This window comes from Pseudoalteromonas sp. NCIMB 1079, from assembly GCF_040567695.1.
In the GTDB taxonomy this organism is placed as follows: Bacteria; Pseudomonadota; Gammaproteobacteria; order Enterobacterales; family Alteromonadaceae; genus Pseudoalteromonas; species Pseudoalteromonas distincta.
The window spans coordinates 1,762,913-1,786,895 of sequence record NZ_JBEWZA010000001.1; the positions used below are offsets into that span (position 1 = coordinate 1,762,913).

Genomic DNA, 23,983 nt, shown 5'->3' on the forward strand with positions numbered 1-23,983 from the left:
GTAACTTGAATAGTTTTATCACACAATGCGTCTAAAACATGATAAAAACACGTATCTAAATTCAATTAAGCAATCACAATGAAATTAATCTTAAAATTAATTGCCGGTATTGTGGCCGGTATCCTAGTTGGACTATATGTACCTATAACTGGTGTTGAACTTTTATTCACAGTAAAAGAGCTGATTGGTCAAATTATCTCCTTTACCATTCCACTTATTATATTATTTTTTATTGCATCAGGTATTGCAGGCCTACCAAAAGGGTCTGGTCACTTACTTGGTAAAACAGTCGGGTTTGCTTATAGTTCTACAATTATTGCAGGTACGCTTGCATTTTTATTAGTAAGTGCTGTTATCCCTTTTTTAAGCGGTGGCATTACATTCGAGGCAGAAGTTGCTACAGAAATTGGCAGCTTTATTGATTTAGAAATTCCACCTTTGATGGGGGTAATGACCGCATTAGTAACTGCTTTTGTATTTGGTATAGGCATGAGCCAATTAGAGCTTGATACGCTTAAAAAGGTGTCTGATCAGGGCCGTGATGTGATTGACGGATTATTATCAAAAGTAATTATCCCTGCTTTACCATTTTACATTGCAGGTGTATTTGCCGAAATGACGGTAGCGGGTACTGTGGTAGATACACTGCGAACATTTGGCGTAGTACTAATTGCAGCGCTTGTTATGCACTGGTTATGGTTAAGCGTTTTATATATAGCGACAGGTGTACTATTGAAACGTAATCCAATCGAATTAGTTAAAAATATGCTACCAGCTTACTTTACAGCGTTAGGTACTATGTCAAGTGCAGCAACGATTCCAGTATCGCTTCAATCAAGTAAAGCAAATAACGTTAAAGAAGATGTAGCTAACTTTACCGTACCACTTTGCGCGACTATTCACTTATCTGGCTCAACTATCACTATAGTAACCTGTGCAATGGCTGTTATGTTTTTATCGCCAAGCATGGAAGTCCCTTCATTAATGGGTATGCTACCGTTTATTATGATGTTAGGTGTAGTAATGATTGCAGCACCAGGTGCTCCAGGTGGCGCAGTTATGTCGGCGCTTGGTCTATTAACAAGCATGCTTGGGTTTAATGAAGGCGCGGTTGCATTAATGATTGCACTTTATTTGGCACAAGATAGCTTTGGTACTGCGTGTAATGTAACGGGTGATGGTATCATTTCGTTATGGGTTGACAGATTTAGCGAAAAATCGTCATCTTAAACTATTAGGGCGAGGCAATAATATTAGTTATTGTTTCGCTTTATGTATGTTACTGTGGCAAATTAATTTAATTAAATTGCATGTTGTTAGGTAAGTGAGGATGTTCCATTGATTAATGTACTTTTAGTTGATGACCATGAACTTGTACGAACAGGAATAAAGCGTATTCTTGATGATGTACGAGGGTTTAAAGTAATTGGTGAAGCTAAAACTGGCGAAGAGGCTGTACAGTTTTGTCGTCAGCATGCGCCAAACATAGTATTAATGGATATGAACATGCCAGGCATGGGCGGATTAGAAGCGACTAAAAAGATTTGTCGTTACTGCCCTGATGTAAAAATTATTGTGCTTACCGTTAACTGTGAAGACCCGTTTCCGAGTAAAGTAATGCAAATTGGTGCTCATGGCTTTTTAACTAAAGGTGCTGGCTCTGACGAAATGGTGCGTGCCATCCGTTGTGTTCATGCCGGTCAGCGTTATATTGCCCCTGAAATTGCACAGCAAATAGCACTTGCGCAAGTGACAGGTCGCACAGACGAAAATCCTTTTCAGAGCTTATCTGAACGCGAACTGCAAATTATGCTTATGATCACTAAAGGTGAAAAAGCACAAAATATAGCTGAGCGTTTAAACCTAAGTTCAAAAACAGTAAATAGCTATCGCTACCGTATGTTTGAAAAGCTAAATGTAGGTGGTGATGTTGAGCTTACCCATTTAGCAATTCGTCATAAAATGATTGATATAGACGTTTCGTACTAACTATAATTTATGTCTGAATTTGATCACGTACATTTTCTCAAAACGCTATCAAGTGAGCCGGGTGTATACCGCATGCTTGATAGTGACAACCAAGTTATTTATGTTGGTAAAGCTAAGCATTTAAAAAAGCGTGTGAGCAGTTACTTTAGAAGTAACATTACCGATAGCAAAACACGCGTTTTAGTGAGTAATATTTGTGACATCGAAGTCACACTCACTAATACTGAAACAGAAGCGCTGCTGCTTGAAAATAATCTAATAAAAAAATACCAGCCTCGCTACAACATATTATTACGCGACGATAAGTCGTATCCTTATATTTTATTAACTAGCCATAAACACCCTCGTTTAGCGTTTCATCGTGGCAGCCGTAAAATTAAAGGTGAGTACTTTGGACCTTTTCCGAGCGCGGGAGCGGTATCTGAAAGCTTGCGCTTAATGCAAAAAATATTTCCTGTTCGTCAATGTGAAGATGTTTATTACCGCGCAAGAAGTCGCCCGTGTCTGCAATATCAGCTTAAGCGTTGCTCAGCTCCGTGTGTGAATAAAGTTACGGATGATGATTACAGCGAGCAAGTTGACTATGTCCGTAAGTTTTTAACGGGTAAATCTCACGAAGTTATTGCTGATTTAATAAAAAAAATGGAAGCAGCCAGCCTACAATTAAATTTTGAACTGGCGGCAAAAGTTCGCGACCAAATAATGCTACTTCGTAAAATGCAGGAGCAACAGTCTATATCAGGTAATTTTGCTGAAATGGACGTAGTTGGTTTTGCTCATTTAAATGGCTTAAATGGTATTCATTTATTAATGATCCGCGATCACAAAGTATTGGGTAGTAAAACGTATTTTCCAAAAGTACCTAAAGATTCAAGTGAACAAGAAATATTGACTTCATTTTTAGGACAGTACTATTTAGCGCCAGGAGCAACAGGGCGTATTGCAAAAGAAATCATATTACCGTTTGAAATAGAAGAGAGCGGGGCGCTCGGTGAAGCACTCACACAAATAAGTGAGCGCAAAGTAACACTTAAAGTAGTCACCCGTGGTGAGCGTGCTCAATACTTACAACTGGCCAATAAAAATGCATTAAACAGTATTGCAGTTAAGCAAAGTACCCAAGACTCTATTAATAAACGTTATGCACAATTAAAAGCAACACTGCGACTTGATGATATTACCCGAATGGAGTGTTTTGATATAAGCCACACCATGGGGGAGAACACTGTTGCAAGTTGTGTTGTATTTGACTCACAAGGCCCAAATACAAAAGAGTATAGGCGCTATAATGTAACGGGTATAACCGGTGGTGATGATTATGCTGCAATGGAGTTTGCACTTAATAAGCGTTACAACAAATTAGTAGATGAAGACAAAATTCCAGACGTTATCTTTATTGATGGTGGTAAGGGGCAACTGGGGCGCGCGGAGCAGTACTTTTCTAACTGGCCACATACAAAAATGCCTTTGTTAGTAGGTGTTGCTAAAGGTACTAGCCGTAAGCCAGGCCTTGAAACACTATTAATTGACGGTGGTCGAAAAACTATTCCTATGGATTCAGATGCACCTGCGCTACATTTAATACAGCATATACGTGATGAATCTCATCGTTTTGCAATTGCAGGGCATCGTAATAAACGCCAAAAACAACGTACGCAATCACTACTAGAAGAAATAAATGGCGTCGGTTCTAAGCGTCGGCAAACATTATTAAAATATTTAGGGGGCATGCAGGGAGTAAAAGCTGCTAATATAGAACAGTTAAAGAAAGTTCCTGGGATCAGCCCTGACATGGCTGAGAAGATATTTAACCATTTGCATGACAAGGGCTAGCCCTACATGCGAATATAGCAAAAAAGACATATCCAAGTAGTTATGTGGAATATTCCAAACACACTCACAACATTTAGACTTTTTCTTATCCCCGTTTTTTTGGTGATATTTTATTTGCCTTATAGCTGGGCTTTTTTTGCTGCCGCCTTTATTTTTTGGCTTGCATCAATCACCGATATACTAGACGGTTATTTAGCAAGAAAGCTTGAGCAATCAACCCCTTTTGGTGCTTTTTTAGATCCTGTTGCTGATAAAGTAATGGTATGTGCCGCACTTGTAGCGTTATCTGATCAGTACCAGTCAATGTACATGACAATACCTGCTCTTATTATAATAAGCCGTGAAATTATCATATCTGCACTTCGTGAATGGATGGCAGAGCAGGGTAAGCGTGGTAATGTCGCTGTATCAAACATGGGTAAAATTAAGACGGCGGCACAAATGTTAGCCATTATCGGTTTGATTTGGCAATATGATACATGGATGAACTATTTAAGTTTTGGACTACTGTACATTGCGACCTTTTTAACCTTGAGTTCTATGATGCAATATTTACGTGCAGCATGGGGTGAATTGACTAAAAATTAACTCTAAATGTATAATAACGCACCGTTTTAGATAAAAAACAAGCAAACAGTTCAAAACTAGCATTTTTTGTATTGACGCGTTTAATAATCTCTGTAGAATGCGTCCGTGTTGAGAGGGCATAGCCCCCGAGATAAACAAAACGGTAATTAATCAGTTACCTGAATGTTCACATAAATCATCATGTGCTAATTCAAATAACTGATAAATAAAATGCGGTACTAGCTCAGTTGGTAGAGCGCGACCTTGCCAAGGTCGAGGTCACGAGTTCGAGCCTCGTGTACTGCTCCAAGTTTATCTTAAGGTTAATACCCCGTACTGGGGCGGAATGGCAGAGTGGCCATGCACCGGATTGCAAATCCGTCTACCTCGGTTCGACTCCGGGTTCCGCCTCCATTTCAACACTCCACATGCTTTAATTAGCAAACTCGATGCCCGAGTGGTGGAATTGGTAGACACAAGGGATTTAAAATCCCTCGACTAACAAGTCGTGCCGGTTCAAGTCCGGCCTCGGGCACCACTTTGTGGTTTAATTGCATTACCAAGTGTAATTTATAAAATGGTTAATTTAGAATTAATATGATGCGGTACTAGCTCAGTTGGTAGAGCGCGACCTTGCCAAGGTCGAGGTCACGAGTTCGAGCCTCGTGTACCGCTCCATATTAGTTTTATCCACTTGCTTTAAATAGCAAACTCGATGCCCGAGTGGTGGAATTGGTAGACACAAGGGATTTAAAATCCCTCGACTAACAAGTCGTGCCGGTTCAAGTCCGGCCTCGGGCACCACTTTAAGTTATTTAACCAAGATAATTTAAAGTTGATAAAATAGTATTTTGCGGTACTAGCTCAGTTGGTAGAGCGCGACCTTGCCAAGGTCGAGGTCACGAGTTCGAGCCTCGTGTACCGCTCCAAATTATTTGGAAACATTTAGGCGGAATGGCAGAGTGGCCATGCACCGGATTGCAAATCCGTTTACCCCGGTTCGACTCCGGGTTCCGCCTCCATATAATTTACTCCACACGCTTTAATTAGCAAACTCGATGCCCGAGTGGTGGAATTGGTAGACACAAGGGATTTAAAATCCCTCGACTAACAAGTCGTGCCGGTTCAAGTCCGGCCTCGGGCACCATCTATATATTAAGCGCTTTGCTTAAAAAATATCTAATAAATCATTCTAATATCTATAAAATATTCAGTAAAACCCTGATTTCTCATTTCTCATTTCTATGATTTATATTATCTTGATATGCACTATTTTATGCATGGTTTACCCAATAATAGCGTTGTGTGATAGTTCAGTATGAGTTTGTATATCTATCGTATTAAAGATATTATATATGAGTAGGCATAATGTAATATTTCCAAACCCAGTCCTATAACACCTCAAATAAACCAGCCATGTAATCCTTAACGACATACAATACTTAATGCTAATGAATACACTTTGAACTGAACTAAGGGTCATAGACTTATGATACCAACTAGCAAAGTAGGCCATTAGCTTTAAAAAATTTAAAACAATGAAGTAATCTACACCTCGAGAGCAAATAAGCTTGAAAGTAAAGTTCAAACACTCATATGCTTGTAGCATAAAGTAATACTAATCCGCTTATATATCGGGTCTATTTAAGGTTAAGGAAATTACGCTAGATCTATGCAAAAAATTTTATATCTAGTGTTCTCGGCAATTGCTCCCTGCATTGCTCTACCTCCTGCATCCATGCAGTCGTAAATAAAAAATTTTTAACGACGTTATAGGCAATTTAATTCGTTAAATTGCTCAGAGATTTATGCAGGTTGGTATAGTTGTCGAATTGGTTGCTAACACATGCTCATTGGAAGTTAAAAATCGCGGGTAAGAGTAAGTCTAGAGTTATGGTGAGAACTTCAAATAGGTAAACAATAAAGTGCTTATACATAATGCAGAGCTATGGGCATTAAACATCTGTTTTTGTAGGTTGTCTTGTCTAGGCTGATAATCAGATAATGTCTATACAGTTCTTATCGTCCGTAACAGCTTTTAGTTATAAATGATCGAGTGTTATGTGTCAGGACTTTTTATTTTTAGAACTAAAAAAGCGAGCCGTAGCTCTAATGCCGTTCACTTAAGGTGAGCGGCTTTTTTATTTCTAGCGTACCGCTGTGGTCTTGGCTTGACTGCACGAGGAAAACCTCGATCCCTTCGAGGCTCTAGAATTAGGCTTTCTGCCATCGCATAAAAGTATTTTAATTGACGTGGTATGGCTCCAGGTGTTGAATAAGGTAATCCAACAAGCAACCTCATTATTTGAGCTAAACTACCATTGAAACTCAGTTGGTACGGTAAATAATCACCTTTTAATGTGTGGCACATTTTTACCATCTGATATCGCACCATATTATAAGTAAGCAACACTCCCCACAGCTCTTGCTTTACAAGCGCTGGTAAGCGACTTCTTAATGTTAATCGATTGCCCAGCATATATTGCTTTTGTTCCCGATAACCAAGCTCTATCTCCCAGCGGTGACTGTACAAATCACCTATATCGGCTGATAGATATCGCATCGGATCTGTCATAGATGTCATCACACTATATGATTTCCCCTTTATTTTTCGAGTCACTAACCTCGCGATTAAGGTGTTAGGCAGCGTTGGCCACATCTTTCTTGCTCTTGGGTTGCTGCTAAGTTGGACTAATTTATCATTACGCCCTAATGTTTGAATAACTTCATATTGCACATTTTTTTTCAGGGGGATTAGCCAATGGCGTTCACTGCCAGTTGTTTGCCATTTATGTAAAAGCCCTAAAGAATAGAAACCTTTGTCGAATAAAGTGAGACTGTTATCGGGTGTGGTTTCTATAAGCTTTTCAGCCAGCACCATTTCATTGACCTTGTAATCATCAAAAGCACTCCCCGTGATTAGGTGGCTGCTTAGCTCCATTTGACACACCATTCTGACCTGTGGGTATTGTGTATTAGTCGGTTTTGTAAAGGCTTCATTGTTTTGGGGTGAGTCATCCGTACGCCAAACGACACCATCGACACCAAGCAAGGTAAGCCCATTCCAATGAGGATGATTAGCGTCATTATTCCAATGCCTTTGGGTGCATTCAAATAAGGCTTTCATGGCGGCTTCACCTAGGTTTTTACGACGCTGAGTTAAAGCACTTGGCGCAACAAATGGCTTACCATCGCGGTCAACAATGTCGAGCATATTAACGACATCGGCCATCGATTTGTCATTATAAATAACCATCCCGATCAACAACCAAGCCATCGATTCTAGGGTTAGTTTTCTTTTTCGTAGTGTAACGGTTTCGGTCAGTGCATAGGCTTCTTCGATAAGAGATAAAGGGAGTAAGTCTGCGAGTGTTTCAACGTCATTAGGTTTGATGTTGTTAATAATATCGAGAGCATTAGAAAGTTGCATAAAAAAATCCGAATTCTACAAAAGAATTCGGATTCTTACATACCTAGAAGATCGTTCAAGTGCTATTAACTAATTCTTAAATGATCGGCATTAGAGCCGTAGCTCGCTGTTTATTGTTTATTTCCAGGCCTCGGGATCGACCTCTTTAGCAAGTTTAGGATGCTTACTCTTGTCAAAGGTGGGTATTAAGCCCTTTTTGCGTTGTTCGTTGTAATCTTTAGAGAGCCATACAACAACACCTGAAAGCATAAATAGCGCTATAACGTTTACAATGGCCATTAAACCCATTGATATATCTGCCAGCGTCCAAATTAAACCAAGCTCACCAACAGCACCAAACATCACCATACCTAAAACAACAAGTCTAAAGATAAACATACCTTTATTAGAGTTGTGCTCTAAAAACATTAAATTTGTTTCAGCGTAAGAGTAATTAGCCACAATAGAAGTAAAAGCAAAAAACAATATAGCAATGGCAATAAAGTAAGTACCCCAGTCGCCGACATGTTCTTGTAATGCTGCTTGTGTAAGTTCAATCCCCATAACACCAGATTCAGGTACTAATTGCTGCGATAGTAAAATAAGAGAAGCAGTCGCTGTACAAATAACAATAGTATCAATAAATACACCTAGCATTTGCACATAACCTTGTGATGCTGGATGAGGAGGGTAAGGTGTCGCAGTAGCTGCAGCATTAGCTGCACTACCCATACCAGCTTCGTTTGAGAATAAACCACGCTTTATACCTTGGATCATAGCTTGTGTAACACCATAACCAATTGCACCTGCACCAGCTTGTTCAATACCAAAAGCACTTTTTATTATAAGTACAATTACATCCGGTAATGCAGTAAAGTTAATAGCGCATACATAAAGAGCAACTAATAAGTAAGCTAATGCCATAAATGGCACAACCATTTCAGCAAAACGAGAAATCGTTTTCAAACCACCAAAAATAATAATACCAGAGCCAATAACCAAGCAAATGCCTACTATATACTTAGGTACATCAAACGCTACTTCAAATGCTGCAGCAATAGAGTTTGACTGTACGGCGTTAAATACCAAACCAAAGGCTAAAATTAAGCATAACGAGAATAAAGTCCCCATCCAGCGTTTACCTAAACCGTTTTGCATATAATAAGCAGGGCCACCTCTAAAATTGCCATCAGCATCTTTTGTTTTATAAGCCTGAGCCAAAGTACTTTCAGCAAAGCTTGTAGCCATACCTATTAATGCAATCAGCCACATCCAAAAAATAGCACCTGGCCCACCTAGGTATAAGGCAACAGCAACGCCAGCCATATTACCTGTACCAACGCGTGCAGCTAACGAAGTACAAAAAGCCTGAAAGGATGAAATTTCATTATCGGCACATTTACGAGAGCTAAACATAACTTTGAACATATGTGGAAATTGCACAAATTGAATAAAGCCTAGTCGAAAAGTAAAGAAGAGGCCCGCTGCTATTAATAAGTAGACGAGAACTTGGCCCCATAGAAGGGCACTTATACTATTTATTATGTCTGTCATGGATACTGCCTAAATACATGAGTTAAAAAAAGTGACCGCAACTTATCACATCAGGATAAAAGTGTTTAGTTTTAAAGTTCAAAAACAGAGTTATCAACAGGGTTTTGTGGGTAACTTGTGCTTATCGTGTGCGCTTGCTTGGGGCTTAATTTTAATTACTATTTTATGCAAATAACGCTTGCGTAAAATCCGCCGCTCCCTATAATGCGACCCCACTGAGACGGGAAACGCCAACGCATAGCGAGGCACGAACTACTCAGAGAGTTAAATAAAACTTCGGTTTTAAATCTTCTAAAAAGAAAGTTTAAAACTAAGTGTTGACTCAAAAAATAAAGGGTGTATTATTCGCATCCCTTGAGACGCCAAAGCGACTCAAAACGTTCTTTAACAATATAAAGCAATCATCTGTGTGGGCACTCGTACAGATTGAGTTCTAACAGCCAACCTACTTCGGTAGCGAGGCAAACAAATTAGAGTCTCAATTGAAACTGAGTGACCATATGTTATTAAAAGATTCAGCCTTGAGCTGTTTTGATTTTACTTTTTTAAAAGTGAAAATAATAACGCACAGTCAATTCGTTTTTGGCAACAAAAACAAAAATTCAGAATTCATTGGGCTGTCGAAAGACATAAAACTTTTTAATTGAAGAGTTTGATCATGGCTCAGATTGAACGCTGGCGGCAGGCCTAACACATGCAAGTCGAGCGGTAACAGAAAGTAGCTTGCTACTTTGCTGACGAGCGGCGGACGGGTGAGTAATGCTTGGGAACATGCCTTGAGGTGGGGGACAACAGTTGGAAACGACTGCTAATACCGCATAATGTCTACGGACCAAAGGGGGCTTCGGCTCTCGCCTTTAGATTGGCCCAAGTGGGATTAGCTAGTTGGTGAGGTAATGGCTCACCAAGGCGACGATCCCTAGCTGGTTTGAGAGGATGATCAGCCACACTGGGACTGAGACACGGCCCAGACTCCTACGGGAGGCAGCAGTGGGGAATATTGCACAATGGGCGCAAGCCTGATGCAGCCATGCCGCGTGTGTGAAGAAGGCCTTCGGGTTGTAAAGCACTTTCAGTCAGGAGGAAAGCGTGGTGGTTAATACCCATCATGTGTGACGTTACTGACAGAAGAAGCACCGGCTAACTCCGTGCCAGCAGCCGCGGTAATACGGAGGGTGCGAGCGTTAATCGGAATTACTGGGCGTAAAGCGTACGCAGGCGGTTTGTTAAGCGAGATGTGAAAGCCCCGGGCTCAACCTGGGAACTGCATTTCGAACTGGCAAACTAGAGTGTGATAGAGGGTGGTAGAATTTCAGGTGTAGCGGTGAAATGCGTAGAGATCTGAAGGAATACCGATGGCGAAGGCAGCCACCTGGGTCAACACTGACGCTCATGTACGAAAGCGTGGGGAGCAAACGGGATTAGATACCCCGGTAGTCCACGCCGTAAACGATGTCTACTAGAAGCTCGGAGCCTCGGCTCTGTTTTTCAAAGCTAACGCATTAAGTAGACCGCCTGGGGAGTACGGCCGCAAGGTTAAAACTCAAATGAATTGACGGGGGCCCGCACAAGCGGTGGAGCATGTGGTTTAATTCGATGCAACGCGAAGAACCTTACCTACACTTGACATACAGAGAACTTACCAGAGATGGTTTGGTGCCTTCGGGAACTCTGATACAGGTGCTGCATGGCTGTCGTCAGCTCGTGTTGTGAGATGTTGGGTTAAGTCCCGCAACGAGCGCAACCCCTATCCTTAGTTGCTAGCAGGTAATGCTGAGAACTCTAAGGAGACTGCCGGTGATAAACCGGAGGAAGGTGGGGACGACGTCAAGTCATCATGGCCCTTACGTGTAGGGCTACACACGTGCTACAATGGCGCATACAGAGTGCTGCGAACTCGCGAGAGTAAGCGAATCACTTAAAGTGCGTCGTAGTCCGGATTGGAGTCTGCAACTCGACTCCATGAAGTCGGAATCGCTAGTAATCGCGTATCAGAATGACGCGGTGAATACGTTCCCGGGCCTTGTACACACCGCCCGTCACACCATGGGAGTGGGTTGCTCCAGAAGTAGATAGTCTAACCCTCGGGAGGACGTTTACCACGGAGTGATTCATGACTGGGGTGAAGTCGTAACAAGGTAGCCCTAGGGGAACCTGGGGCTGGATCACCTCCTTATACGATTTAGAACTTATTTGTTCGTAGTGTCCACACAGATGATTGTTAATTAGTGCGTGTCCTTCGGGATAACTAATTAATATGCTCTTTAAAAATTTGGAAAAGCTGATAATAAAATTCTGATAGATACATTGTATTTATCAAGAGTTTTCAAAAGTAAAAAAAGAATGGTAGCAGTACCATTCAGTGCCATTTAATTAACTCTTAGGAGTTGATTGATTGGTATCTACTTTAGTATTCAATATTGACTTCTGGCGAAGTTAAACTGTCACAAAACAAAGACCCGTTTGGGTTGTATGGTTAAGTGACTAAGCGTACACGGTGGATGCCTTGGCAGTTGGAGGCGATGAAGGACGTATTAACTTGCGATAAGCCTAGTCAAGCTAGTAAAAAGCGCTTGAGACTAGGATTTCCGAATGGGGAAACCCACCTGCTTGCAGGTATCGTTAACTGAATACATAGGTTAACGAGGCGAACGCGGAGAACTGAAACATCTAAGTACCCGTAGGAAAAGAAATCAACCGAGATTCCGAAAGTAGCGGCGAGCGAAATCGGAACAGCCCTTAAGCTTATTATGTGTTAATGGAAGGCTCTGGAAAGTGCCACGATACAGGGTGATAGTCCCGTACATGAAAAGACATTTTAAGTGAAATCGAGTAGGTCGGAGCACGTGAAACTTTGACTGAATATAGGTGGACCATCATCTAAGGCTAAATACTCCCAACTGACCGATAGTGAACCAGTACCGTGAGGGAAAGGCGAAAAGAACCCCTGTGAGGGGAGTGAAATAGAACCTGAAACCGTGTACGTACAAGCAGTAGGAGCCCACTTGTTGGGTGACTGCGTACCTTTTGTATAATGGGTCAGCGACTTATATTTTGTAGCGAGGTTAACCGAATAGGGTAGCCGTAGGGAAACCGAGTCTTAACTGGGCGACTAGTTGCAAGGTATAGACCCGAAACCCGGTGATCTAGCCATGGGCAGGTTGAAGGTTGAGTAACATCAACTGGAGGACCGAACCCACTAACGTTGAAAAGTTAGGGGATGACCTGTGGCTAGGAGTGAAAGGCTAATCAAACCGGGAGATAGCTGGTTCTCCCCGAAATCTATTTAGGTAGAGCCTCGGACGAATACTTACGGGGGTAGAGCACTGTTAAGGCTAGGGGGTCATCCCGACTTACCAACCCTTTGCAAACTCCGAATACCGTAAAGTAATATCCGGGAGACACACGGCGGGTGCTAACGTCCGTCGTGAAGAGGGAAACAACCCAGACCGCCAGCTAAGGTCCCAAAGTCATAGTTAAGTGGGAAACGATGTGGAAAGGCCCAGACAGCCAGGAGGTTGGCTTAGAAGCAGCCATCCTTTAAAGAAAGCGTAATAGCTCACTGGTCGAGTCGGTCTGCGCGGAAGATGTAACGGGGCTAAACTATGCACCGAAGCTGCGGATTCAGAATTTATTCTGAGTGGTAGGGGAGCGTTCTGTAAGCGGTTGAAGGTGTACCGGGAGGTATGCTGGACGTATCAGAAGTGCGAATGCTGACATGAGTAACGATAATGGGAGTGAAAAACTCCCACGCCGGAAGACCAAGGGTTCCTATCCCATGTTAATCAGGGTAGGGTAAGTCGACCCCTAAGGCGAGGCCGAAAGGCGTAGTCGATGGGAAACAGATTAATATTTCTGTACTCGATATAATTGCGATGGGGGGACGGAGCAGGCTAAACAAGCATGGCGTTGGTAGTCCATGTGAAAGTGAGTAGGTTGGCGACTTAGGTAAATCCGGGTTGCTATTAAGACTGAGACACGAGACGAGTCACTAAGGTGATGAAGTTGTTGATGCCATACTTCCAGGAAAAGCCTCTAAGCTTCAGATTATATGGAATCGTACCCCAAACCGACACAGGTGGTCAGGTAGAGAATACTAAGGCGCTTGAGAGAACTCGGGTGAAGGAACTAGGCAAAATCGTACCGTAACTTCGGGAGAAGGTACGCTCCTATCTGTGATGAGACTTGCTCTCTAAGCGGACGGGAGCCGCAGTGACCAGGTGGCTGGGACTGTTTATTAAAAACACAGCACTGTGCAAAATCGCAAGATGACGTATACGGTGTGACACCTGCCCGGTGCCGGAAGGTTAATTGATGGGGTTATCCTTAGGGAGAAGCTCTTGATCGAAGCCCCGGTAAACGGCGGCCGTAACTATAACGGTCCTAAGGTAGCGAAATTCCTTGTCGGGTAAGTTCCGACCTGCACGAATGGTGTAACCATGGCCACGCTGTCTCCACCCGAGACTCAGTGAAATTGAAATCGCAGTGAAGATGCTGTGTACCCGCGGCTAGACGGAAAGACCCCGTGAACCTTTACTACAGCTTGGCACTGAACATTGAACCTACATGTGTAGGATAGGTGGGAGACTTTGAAGCAGCGACGCTAGTTGTTGTGGAGTCGTCCTTGAAATACCACCCTTGTAGTTTTGATGTTCTAACGTTGGCCCCTGAATCGGGGTTACGGACAGTGCCTGGTGGGTAGTTTGACTGGGGCGGTCTCCTCCTAAAGAGTAACGGAGGAGCACGAAGGTTGGCTAAGTACGGTCGGACATCGTACGGTTAGTGTAATGGTAGAAGCCAGCTTAACTGCGAGACAGACACGTCGAGCAGGTACGAAAGTAGGTCATAGTGATCCGGTGGTTCTGAATGGAAGGGCCATCGCTCAACGGATAAAAGGTACTCCGGGGATAACAGGCTGATACCGCCCAAGAGTTCATATCGACGGCGGTGTTTGGCACCTCGATGTCGGCTCATCACATCCTGGGGCTGAAGTCGGTCCCAAGGGTATGGCTGTTCGCCATTTAAAGTGGTACGCGAGCTGGGTTTAGAACGTCGTGAGACAGTTCGGTCCCTATCTGCCGTGGGCGTTTGAGAATTGAGAGGGGTTGCTCCTAGTACGAGAGGACCGGAGTGAACGAACCGCTGGTGTTCGGGTTGTCATGCCAATGGCATTGCCCGGTAGCTACGTTCGGAACTGATAAGCGCTGAAAGCATCTAAGCGCGAAGCAGGCCTCGAGATGAGTTCTCACTAGACTTTTAAAGTCTCTGAAGGGCCGTTGAAGACTACAACGTTGATAGGCAAGATGTGGAAGTGGTGTGAGCCATTAAGCTAACTTGTACTAATTACCCGTGAGGCTTAACCATACAACGCCAAACGCGTTTTATGCGACAGTTTGACAGAAGTTAATATGACTAAAGTAGAAATTACTGAAAAGACTTAAAAAATATTATCAGATATTTTCCAAATTCAGTTAATGCGTAGAGATACGAATTAACGCCCAAATTTGCTTGGTGACAATAGCGTTTTGGACCCACCTGACTCCATGCCGAACTCAGTAGTGAAACGAAACAGCGCCGATGATAGTGTAGCATTTGCTATGTGAAAGTAGGACATTACCAGGCTTCAAATTGTAGAGAGCCCGACTAGAAATAGTCGGGCTTTTTTACGTCTGCAGAAAAGTGAAATGTGCGCAATTAACACACATTCATAACGCGACACAAAGAGAGTGTAGCATTTCACTGTGGCTCCCCACCGCTGTGGGCACTACGACATCCTACTGCGTAGCGCACCGATCTCAAATTGTAGAGAGCCCGATTCGAAAGAGTCGGGCTTTTTTACGTCTGCAGAAAAGTGAAATGTGCGCAATTAATAGGCACTCACATCAGCACTCATCGCGTAGGGCGGGTGAGCGCAATGACTCCCGACGCTAGAATTACAGCAAAATCACTCAATATTTCAGTCGGCCGAAACAGTAGCATTTCACTGTTACTCTCCACCGCTGTGGGCACTACGACATTCTACTGCGTAGCGCACCGACCTCACATTGTAGAGAGCCCGACTAGAAATGGTCGGGCTTTTTTACGTCTGCATAAAAGTAAAATGTGCGCAATTAACATATACTCAGTAAACGTCCGGTGATCATCACCTAGATATTGATATTCCAAGGCAATAATTGTTCTATGTCTGGCTCAGGCTGACAAAGCTCATCGAGGCAATGCATGATGTAATCAAATGGCGTTAAGCCGTTGGATCTTGCAGTTTCGATGATGCTGTATAGGTGAGCGCTTGCCATTGCGCCGCGTGAGGTTTGGCTAAACATCCAGTTCTTACGGCCAATAACAAATGGTTTGATAGCGCGCTCGGCGCGGTTATTGTCGATATTAAGCTGACCATTTTCAAGGTAAACTATAAGTTTATGCCATTGATTAGCGAGATAGGTTGCTGCCTCTGCTAACTTGGTTTTCCCGACTAAACGTGGCTGGTTTTGCTCTAGCCATTTATGCAGTTTATCAATAATAGGTTTCGCTTGCTCTTGCCTTATTTCATGCTTTTGTTCTGGTGTTTTATCGTTGAGTTTTGATTCAATGCCGTACAGTTTTTGAATAAGACTCAAGACTACGTCGGCTTTGCCTGTCTTGTTTTTACCCTGCACGTGTTTTGCTTCTATAAATTTACGACGTGCATGGGCCCAGCAACCAACGAGTGTTGATTGCGTTTGTGCATACGCTTGATAACCATCAACCTGTAAATAGCCCGAATAGCCATCCAGATAATTAACCACACAGGAAGCTGCCCGACTGTTTTGATAGTCGTAAAGCACAATGTTTGGTATTGGGTTGTGTTTATTTATAGCCGATGGCGAATCCGTGCCGGTACAATATAGCCACATGTAACTTTTTACTTTGTCGGCGTTGACCACATTGACCGTCGTTTCATCGGCATGTATCGCAGGCTGTTTAAGTAACGCGTGTTTCAGTCGTTGTATCAGCGGTTCAAACAAGGTAGCGGATGCGAGTACCCAGTCACTCATGGTTTTACGGCTAAGCTCAATGCCGTATTGCTTGAACATCGACTCTTGTCTGTGCAGTGGCATGCATATTGATATTTGCTGGTGATGATTTGACTTAACAAACTGGACGTGGCCATGCCTTTGTTGATGGCCATGTTTGGCATCTTGGCTTGTTTAATACTGTTATTCGACCCTGACTTATCACATTCACGACACGCGTACTTTGGGCGAATATGCTCAATGACTTTTATCTTTGCGGGGACGAAGTCGATCTTTTCGCTGACGTCTTCACCCATTTTATGCAACTCATTACCACAGCAGTTACACAACTTGTCTTCTTCGGCAATGTCATGAATCACTTGCTCACGGGGTAAGTCTTTGGGTAATGGTTTGCGCTTTGGTGTTTTGCGAGTGTAGCTAATCTCTTGCGTAGCAAGCTCATCAGGTTGCTCAATGATGTCTTCGGCTTCATTAAACAATTCACCTTGTGCGTATAGCTTTCTTTAGCGACACCTTGAGCTTTTACCTTTAGAGTACTACCAAGAGGGATTATTATGCTTTAGTGTGGGTGAGCTTGTTTCGAGCTAAATACGGATGCTTAGGGCATCTATTAAGCAGCCTTGAGGGTTAATTCATACATCAAACTTTACGCTTTACTTAACCAACACAAGGGTACAGGCATATACTTATAGCAACTCGATTTTTTTGGATTTTCAGTAGTACTAGCTAACGTTATTTGGCCATAATCTGTAGCTTCTTTTGTTGCTTAATATGCTATAACTCTTGTTTGCATCGTTGTATAAATACTTTGATTTGAAGAGTTAATTGATTGGTTGCTTGGCTCAATACATATATACAGTACCGTTAACACCATCTTTAACTACGTGTGTTATATCACTACTTTAACTATTACTAGTACTATTAGTGCGGGTAGTGTGGGAATAAAAAAGTAAACTTATTTATTTTTTAACCCTTAATATTATTGCATTATCCCTAACAAAGGTAAGTAATGGTTAAAGTATTCGCTTTTATCAACCCGAAATAACTAATCTTAAGAGTTGATTTAAATATAAAGTTGGTCCATTATCGCACGCTGTTTACGGTTTGCTTACTTTCTGTGTACAAGTAAGCTTTTATATATTAATAAAATAAATAGAAATTATGTACGAATATTCAAACAAGTCGGAAAGGAAACTCATTGTTCGATTCTTCTCTTCAATAGGGTTTATAGCAACGTTTTCTATGGCTAGCTTAGCATTTATTAATAGCAGTTATTTATTAGCGTGTACCTTGGTGGTTTCTTCGTTTGTTTATTTATTGGCATTTAGCATAAGTAGGGGAGTAGAGAAGTCAGGCACTATAATTTTATACAACCTTTATGCACTAATGTTTTACCTAGTCCTCACTGGTGGAGCACAAGGAACAGGGCCTATATGGATATTCATAGTGTCTCCTGTTACTTATTCAATACGCGGACTTAAGCGAGGTACATTTGATATAATTTTGTTTTTATTAGCGATTGTTTTAGGCTTTTACTGCGCTGATACATTCAATATATATGACTATAGTCCGGAACAGTTTCCTATCAGAATCATACTCGCTTTTATAATTGTCGCGTCGCTGAGTGGCTACTACGAGTTTTCAAGAGAAAAATACAGCAGTAAAATAATTGCTTTGAGTCAAAAGAATGAATTTTTAGCAACTATAGATCCACTCACCAACCTGCCAAACCGCCGTTATGCTATGAATAAACTGGTTACTTTTAAAACTGAACTAACAAAAAATCATATTCCATTCGTTATTTTATTAGCTGATGTAGATAATTTTAAAAAGATTAATGATCAATTCGGCCATGATTTTGGCGATGAAGCACTTATTCAATTAGCTAAAACCTTTGATAAAAGTATTCCAAAAAATGCGATTGCATCACGTTGGGGCGGAGAGGAGTTTTTAATTGTTATTCCAGATGCAACAGTTGAGCAGGGGGAGCAAGTTGCAGAAAAAATCCACAACACCCTTAAAGCTTCAGCTGTGAGCTTATTTTCAGATAGTACCAATATTACGCTAAGTATTGGTGTTATCTCTGCAAGTGCCGAACGCTCAATTGATCTTGATATCAAGCGTGCTGATGAACTACTTTATAAAGCAAAAGCGCAAGGTAAAAACAGAACGTGTTCTTCTTAAAAGTTTATCTACTTTAATCCATTGAAAACGAATCAAGTGATGGCTTTATTTTAGCCTTTCTGCGCTTTACGCTCATGTAACACATTGCATTACAGGCAATCTGCATTGTAATTAATAGCCAATAACTGATGCCTAAGTCACTTAGGTTATTTATTTTTTCGCTAGTAAAGTAATAGGCTACGGCGATTATCTGAAGAACTAAAAAGCTATTTAAAAACCTCAGTAAACGCTGTTTAAAGTAAGTATGCTTATATTTACTAAAAATTATTAAACAGCTGCTTAGCGCTAATAAAAACCAACTTAAAATGATACAAAAATTAACTAAAGTACTGTGCATTATTTAATCCTTCAAAGCTCTATTAACCAATATTAGGCATGGGCCATTATTAGTTCTTTAGCATTCGCTTTAGCTGTTTTACTGATATTATCACCACCAAGTAAGCGAGCTATTTCATTAATACGACCATCTTTATTCAAAGGCAGCATATGAGTGAACGTTTCGCCTTGTGCTATTTCTTTAGCTACAAAAAATTGTTGGTGTGCGCTACTAGCAACTTGCGGTAAATGGGTAACACAAATCACTTGAGTAGACTTACCTAACTGGCGCAATAGTTTGCCTACGGCTGATGCCGTAGGGCCAGAAATACCTACATCAACTTCATCAAAAATAAGCGTTGGGGTTGTTACTTTTTGGGCAATAATTACCTGTATAGCAAGGCTAATTCGCGAAAGCTCACCACCTGAGGCTACTTTAGCTAACGGCTGAAGTGGCTGCCCAGGATTAGTTGATACTAAAAACGACACATTATCGTACCCTAAGCTATTTGGTGCGCGGCTACTCTCTTGAGTTAAAGCTATTTCAAATACACCGTTTTCCATCGATAAATTAGCCATGCTTTCACTTATTAGTGTGTTAAGTGTATTAGCATACTCATAGCGACTTTTACTTAGTTCATCGGCAGCTTGCTTATAACTAAGTAACGCGCTTTCTATTTCTGACTCTAGTTGCTCTAGACGATTACTATTATTACTTATTGACTCAAGCTCTTGAGCAATCGATTGATGAAACTCAACTAGCTGCTGTGGTTTTATGTGATGCTTACGCGCTAAATCCATCGCACCGCTTAGTCTATTTTCTACTTCACCTAAACGAGCAGGGTCTAAATCTGCTTGCTCAGTATAATTTCGAACTTCACGGCTTGCTTCTTCAACTTGTACTGCGGCTTCACTAAGGAGCGCTGCTACGCCCGCTAAGCTTTCGTCGTATTGAGCCAGCTCAGCGAATTGTTGGGCACTGTGCTGCAGCATTGAACAAGCATTTTGTTCATCACTTTCATATAAATATTGTAATTCACGTTGGCACGATTCTAATATTGTTTGGCTATTACTAAGTTTGTAATGCTCGGCCTCAATTAAATCAAACTCACTTTCTTGTAAGGCAAACTCATCGAGCTCTGCAACTTGGTATTCTAACAATTGTTTTTGCGCTGCTTGTTGCTGCTGTTGTTGCTCTAAATGTTTAAATTCTTTTTGTAAGTTAGCAAACTGTTTATAGTTGTTATTTACATCATTTACTAAGTGGTGATGCCCTGCATAGGCATCTAAAAGCTGTAACTGATGCTCAGCTTTTAATAAGTGTTGGTGGGCATGTTGTCCATGAATAGATATTAAATATTGACCAAGTTCTTTTAATTGTGATGCGGTAACGGCACTGCCATTAATATAGCTTTTACTGCGTCCATTTTTGCAAACAACACGACGCAATAAACATTCATTATCGTCATTGTTTAGCATATGTTGCTCTAAAAACGATTGAGCTAGCGGTAAATCTGTTAGGTCAAATTGAGCGCATACTTCTGCTTTATCAGAGCTTGGGCGCACTGCTGATGCTTCAGCTCGTTCACCTAAACATAATGATAGCGCATCAATAGCAATAGATTTACCAGCACCTGTCTCGCCTGTGATCGCGGTCATACCGCTGCGCCATTCTGTGCTTAAATTACTAACAATTGCAAAATTTTTAACTTCTAAACCAATTAACATACTGTTTATCCATCCAGTCAATTAACTGTTAATTTATACAGTGTTTTGGTTTTTTGCAAATTAATTTTTTATTATTTATGCAACGCTTACATCTTGAGTAAATTGTGTATCAGAAGTTTTTGGGGAGGTATCAATTTGATCATCAACAATATCAGTAGCTTGTATAACGTCTTCGGTTTTAAGTAGCCCGATAAGTGGAGGTAAAGTATTTAGGTAAAAACTCTTATTGTATAAAATTCCTTGCTGAGGTAACTCAGATACAAAGTACTGTATATTATCAATCAATGGTTGGATTATATTCGTTTGATTAGTTTTAATTAACTCGTTGGACAACGTATTAATTAGTAGGTCAGCGGTATCTTCAAGTTGCTGTAAATTCTCTTCTGTATGCGATTGAACAACAAAAAAATTATTTACAATAGCTTGAATACGAGGAACGTATTTTGGGCGAATTATTTTAGCATCAAGAAGATCATTAAGTTTTACTCTAAGGCGTGAATTTACATGCGAAACACGTTCATTAAATAGCTTTTTTCTAGCTTCGATTGCTTTTTTGCGATTACTCTCAATTTTGAGGTAACTGTATAAAAGTGTAATTAATAGCAGTAAAGCAAAGAATACTACATAAGTCATTGCCGTTTGTTCCTGAAATGTTTAATTTTTAGTTGTTACTAATATTTTGCTCTATCGTTTAACTTTTGGCAATAAAATTAGTACAAACGACTACCCCAATTTAGTTTTGTACGTAAAACGTTGTAGTACGAGTAATTTTTTGGATGAATTAAGCGCAATTGTTTATCCGCTTTTTTAATTACTACCTCATCGCCGGGTAATACGGCAAGCACAACATGGCTGTCGCAACTTACTTGCAAGCTATCTGTATTTTCTAGGCTTAGCTTTAAGCGTACTTCGTTATCGGCATCGACCACTAAAGGTCTGCTAGATAAGGTATGAGGAAACATAGGCACTAACGATATTGCATTTAGCTCTGGCGTTAAAATTGGCCCGCCACCTGAAAGTGAATATGCCGTAGAGCCAGTAGGGGTTGATACTATTAAACCGTCAGAGCGCTGAGAGAACACAAAGTCATTATTTATAAAAGCTTCAAACTCAATCATATGCGCTACTTTATCGGCATGAAGTACCGCTTCGTTAACGGCAGAATTTGCACTCTTTAATTCGTTGTGGCGATATACTTCTACTTCTAATAAAAAGCGTTTTTCTTCAAGGTACTCACCACTGAGGACTTGCTCTAAGCTCGCTTCAAACCCTTCAGGGTTTAAATCAGTTAAAAAGCCAAGGTTACCTCTATTTACTCCAATTACAGCAATGTTAAAGCGCGCAAGCACGCGTGCAGCACCAAGCATGTTACCGTCACCGCCTACAACAATAGCTAAATCGGCTTGTTCTCCTAAGTCGACTAACTTAACAAGTTTGTCATGCGGGATATCGTCTAATTGACTCCCTGTGCGTTTTTCTACTATTACCTCAAAACCAAGCGCAAGTAGAAATGTATGTAAGCGCTGAAGGGTAGCAGCGGCTCCCGGGTGATTAGGTTTGCCAATTAGGCCAATGGTATTAAAAGGAGAGTCCATAATGTACGCACAAAAAGATTTAATAATTGTAGAGTAACTCAAAACAGAAGTGTTTGAAAATACAGATTATAGCAATATTATAAACCTTCAATTTTATTCGCAGTGAGTTAACTGCACGACTTGAAAAACAACTAGACGCCCCGATATCTCTTTCATGCAACAAGATGTAGATACCATGAAACTAAACTCACGAGATCAGCAAATTTTTTCAGCTGTTATGAACATGTACTGTAATGGTGAAGGCTTGCCTGTTCCATCAACAAAAATTGCCAAGCTCAAAGGCATGGCAGTATGCTCGGCTACGGTTCGTAATGCTATGGCTCGCTTAGAAAAAGTGGGGCTATTGTATTCACCTCATACATCTGCAGGACGAGTGCCCACAAATGAAGGGTTTGATTATTGGTTTGACGAGTTTTTTCCACTCGCTGACATTGCTAATTATTGGCAACCAGAGCAATCACAACTCGTTGAACTAGCACATGGTTTGAGCCAAAAATACCAAATATGTTGTTGTGTTGGTTTACCACAAGTCAGCTCGCAGCAAGTGTTTAGAGTAGAAGTGCTTGATTTTGATTCTACCGACTGGCTTATTCTATTAATAGACAGGGCTGGGCAGAGCCACAACATTTGTATTGATAAACCTCATGATTCGTCAGATTCTGTTCGTTATCAGTTTGCAACATGGTTGAACACCGTATTTAGCCAACAAACTCTTATGGAGGGTTTGTATCGTATGCAGGCGATGGCAAATACAGCGCCTCGAAATTGTCATGATTCGCTTAATCAATGGACGCGACAACTAAGTCAAAAATTAGGCTCAGATAATAGTATTGTAGTTGGCGAAAATTACCTCTATAAACAAATCGATTGTGAGCAAAGTTTAAATATTGGTGTTTCGTTTTTAAATTATGTAGAAGATAAACTCGCTTTTAAAAACGGTGTATCGGTACTTAATAGCGAAAAATTGCCTTTTACTGAGTGTGATGAATTGATCGTAATAAGCGTGCCGTACTTTCAAAATCAAGAATACCAAAGCCGCTTTTGTATAATTTGCCCTAAATCAGCGCAAATCGAAGAAATAATTCGAGAATTTAAATTAATTGAGGCATCTAACTCTTGAATCTTTTTATTCAATCCCCATAATTACCGCAGTTGTAAAGAATTGGAGCACGTATTTTATGTCTGAGCAGACAAAAAACCCTGAGCAAGAAGTAGAATTAAACGAAGAAATTTCTAAAATGCAGGCTGATGTAGAAGCAGCAGTAGAAGCCGCTGATCAACATGCAGAAGAAGAGCAAAGCCCTGAAGCAGAAATAGCTATGCTATATGCAGAGCTTGAAGCTGCTAAACAAACTATTGCTGATCAAAAAGATGGTGTTGTTCGTGCTGCAGCAGACGTAGACAACATTCGTCGTCGTGCAGCACAAGATGTAGAAAAAGCGCATAAGTTTGCACTAGAAAAATTTGCTAACGAATTACTACCTGTAATTGATAATCTTGAGCGTGCTATTGAGTTTTCTGATAAAGAAAATGAGACTTTAAAGCCGTTGCTTGAAGGTATCGATATGACAGTTAAAAGCTTTAACGATGCTGTTGCAAAGTTTGGTGTTGAAATTGTAAACCCACAAGGTGAGCAGTTTAATCCAGATTTTCATCAAGCAATGTCAATTCAACCAAGTAACGATGTAACACCTAATACAGTACTTGCTGTTATGCAAAAAGGTTATACATTAAATGGTCGTTTATTACGCCCTGCAATGGTTATGGTTTCTAAAGCTGCTGATGCTTAATTGAATTAT

Annotated in this window: 13 protein-coding genes, 8 tRNA genes, 3 rRNA genes and 1 pseudogene; 18 read left to right on the forward strand and 7 right to left on the reverse strand. The window is 41.1% G+C overall.

The genetic code is table 11. The features are described from left to right. The first annotated feature begins 78 nt into the window (after positions 1-78). The 12 genes from ABX891_RS08210 to ABX891_RS08265 all read left to right on the forward strand — a co-directional run bounded on the left by ABX891_RS08210 (position 79) and on the right by ABX891_RS08265 (position 5,536). The gene (locus ABX891_RS08210) at positions 79-1,230 is read left to right on the forward strand and encodes a dicarboxylate/amino acid:cation symporter (RefSeq protein WP_165745030.1); all 1,152 of its coding nucleotides are present in this window, start codon (positions 79-81) and stop codon (positions 1,228-1,230) included. A gap of 108 nt (positions 1,231-1,338) precedes the next feature. Next, positions 1,339-1,989, forward strand: coding sequence for a UvrY/SirA/GacA family response regulator transcription factor (gene uvrY / locus ABX891_RS08215; RefSeq protein WP_002963136.1), 651 nt, complete (start codon positions 1,339-1,341; stop codon positions 1,987-1,989). A 9-nt stretch (positions 1,990-1,998) separates the two neighbouring features. Beyond that, entirely contained in the window at positions 1,999-3,822 is a 1,824-nt protein-coding gene (gene uvrC, locus ABX891_RS08220) for an excinuclease ABC subunit UvrC (protein WP_354629269.1), read from the forward strand. Positions 3,823-3,864: 42 nt separating this feature from the next. After that, positions 3,865-4,410: a CDP-diacylglycerol--glycerol-3-phosphate 3-phosphatidyltransferase gene (gene pgsA / locus ABX891_RS08225; protein ID WP_032827134.1), complete on the forward strand. Its 546-nt coding sequence runs from the start codon at positions 3,865-3,867 to the stop codon at positions 4,408-4,410. 212 nt (positions 4,411-4,622) lie between these two features. Beyond that, positions 4,623-4,698: transfer RNA gene (locus ABX891_RS08230), tRNA-Gly, on the forward strand. A gap of 31 nt (positions 4,699-4,729) precedes the next feature. Next, a tRNA-Cys gene (locus ABX891_RS08235) sits at positions 4,730-4,803 on the forward strand. A 37-nt stretch (positions 4,804-4,840) separates the two neighbouring features. Then, positions 4,841-4,927: transfer RNA gene (locus ABX891_RS08240), tRNA-Leu, on the forward strand. Positions 4,928-4,991: 64 nt separating this feature from the next. Further along, positions 4,992-5,067, forward strand: a tRNA-Gly gene (locus ABX891_RS08245). Positions 5,068-5,106: 39 nt separating this feature from the next. Beyond that, positions 5,107-5,193, forward strand: a tRNA-Leu gene (locus ABX891_RS08250). Between the two features lie 49 nt (positions 5,194-5,242). Beyond that, a tRNA-Gly gene (locus ABX891_RS08255) sits at positions 5,243-5,318 on the forward strand. Positions 5,319-5,337: 19 nt separating this feature from the next. After that, positions 5,338-5,411: transfer RNA gene (locus ABX891_RS08260), tRNA-Cys, on the forward strand. Positions 5,412-5,449: 38 nt separating this feature from the next. Further along, positions 5,450-5,536: transfer RNA gene (locus ABX891_RS08265), tRNA-Leu, on the forward strand. A 972-nt stretch (positions 5,537-6,508) separates the two neighbouring features. On the opposite strand, the gene ABX891_RS08270 is transcribed toward ABX891_RS08265, so the two are convergent. Further along, positions 6,509-7,819 carry an IS4 family transposase gene (locus tag ABX891_RS08270; RefSeq protein ID WP_309167426.1) on the reverse strand — a complete coding sequence of 437 codons (1,311 nt, stop codon included), beginning with the start codon at positions 7,817-7,819 and terminating at the stop codon, positions 6,509-6,511. Positions 7,820-7,936: 117 nt separating this feature from the next. Then, a complete protein-coding gene (locus ABX891_RS08275; RefSeq protein WP_354629270.1) occupies positions 7,937-9,352 on the reverse strand; it encodes an alanine/glycine:cation symporter family protein in 1,416 nt (471 codons plus the stop codon). 640 nt (positions 9,353-9,992) lie between these two features. On the opposite strand from ABX891_RS08275, the gene ABX891_RS08280 reads away from it, so the two are divergent. The 3 genes from ABX891_RS08280 (at position 9,993) to rrf (ending at position 14,974) form a co-directional block, all read left to right on the forward strand. Further along, positions 9,993-11,528 (forward strand): 16S ribosomal RNA (locus tag ABX891_RS08280). Between the two features lie 298 nt (positions 11,529-11,826). Then, positions 11,827-14,716: ribosomal RNA gene (locus ABX891_RS08285) — 23S ribosomal RNA — on the forward strand. A 143-nt stretch (positions 14,717-14,859) separates the two neighbouring features. Then, positions 14,860-14,974: ribosomal RNA gene (gene rrf / locus ABX891_RS08290) — 5S ribosomal RNA — on the forward strand. Together the 16S, 23S and 5S rRNA genes form the textbook arrangement of a ribosomal RNA operon. Before the next feature lie 524 nt (positions 14,975-15,498). On the opposite strand, the pseudogene tnpC reads toward rrf, so the two are convergent. Then, a pseudogene (tnpC, locus tag ABX891_RS08295) lies at positions 15,499-16,850 on the reverse strand (IS66 family transposase); the annotation flags it as partial. Positions 16,851-17,604: 754 nt separating this feature from the next. On the opposite strand from tnpC, the gene ABX891_RS08300 reads away from it, so the two are divergent. After that, positions 17,605-18,546 (forward strand): GGDEF domain-containing protein, encoded by a 942-nt coding sequence (locus ABX891_RS08300; protein WP_502936044.1) that lies wholly within the window; start codon positions 17,605-17,607, stop codon positions 18,544-18,546. A 13-nt stretch (positions 18,547-18,559) separates the two neighbouring features. Here ABX891_RS08300 and ABX891_RS08305 read toward each other — a convergent pair whose 3' ends face one another. The 4 genes from ABX891_RS08305 to nadK all read right to left on the reverse strand — a co-directional run bounded on the left by ABX891_RS08305 (position 18,560) and on the right by nadK (position 22,184). After that, positions 18,560-18,883 carry a hypothetical protein gene (locus ABX891_RS08305; protein WP_004335381.1) on the reverse strand — a complete coding sequence of 108 codons (324 nt, stop codon included), beginning with the start codon at positions 18,881-18,883 and terminating at the stop codon, positions 18,560-18,562. A gap of 32 nt (positions 18,884-18,915) precedes the next feature. Beyond that, complete coding sequence (recN, locus tag ABX891_RS08310) at positions 18,916-20,589, reverse strand: DNA repair protein RecN (protein ID WP_024604213.1); 1,674 nt, start codon at positions 20,587-20,589, stop codon at positions 18,916-18,918. A 75-nt stretch (positions 20,590-20,664) separates the two neighbouring features. Continuing rightward, a complete protein-coding gene (locus ABX891_RS08315) occupies positions 20,665-21,222 on the reverse strand; it encodes a hypothetical protein (RefSeq protein WP_309168658.1) in 558 nt (185 codons plus the stop codon). A 77-nt stretch (positions 21,223-21,299) separates the two neighbouring features. Continuing rightward, positions 21,300-22,184, reverse strand: a complete 885-nt coding sequence (nadK, locus tag ABX891_RS08320; RefSeq protein ID WP_004335384.1) for an NAD(+) kinase — start codon at positions 22,182-22,184, stop codon at positions 21,300-21,302. A 154-nt stretch (positions 22,185-22,338) separates the two neighbouring features. Between nadK and ABX891_RS08325 the strand changes: the two genes are divergently transcribed. Both ABX891_RS08325 and grpE read left to right on the forward strand, forming a co-directional pair. Then, on the forward strand, positions 22,339-23,304 hold the full coding sequence (locus ABX891_RS08325; RefSeq protein ID WP_024604215.1) for an HrcA family transcriptional regulator: 966 nt from the start codon (positions 22,339-22,341) through the stop codon (positions 23,302-23,304). Positions 23,305-23,362: 58 nt separating this feature from the next. After that, positions 23,363-23,974 carry a nucleotide exchange factor GrpE gene (gene grpE / locus ABX891_RS08330; RefSeq protein WP_354629272.1) on the forward strand — a complete coding sequence of 204 codons (612 nt, stop codon included), beginning with the start codon at positions 23,363-23,365 and terminating at the stop codon, positions 23,972-23,974. Positions 23,975-23,983 lie beyond the last annotated feature (9 nt).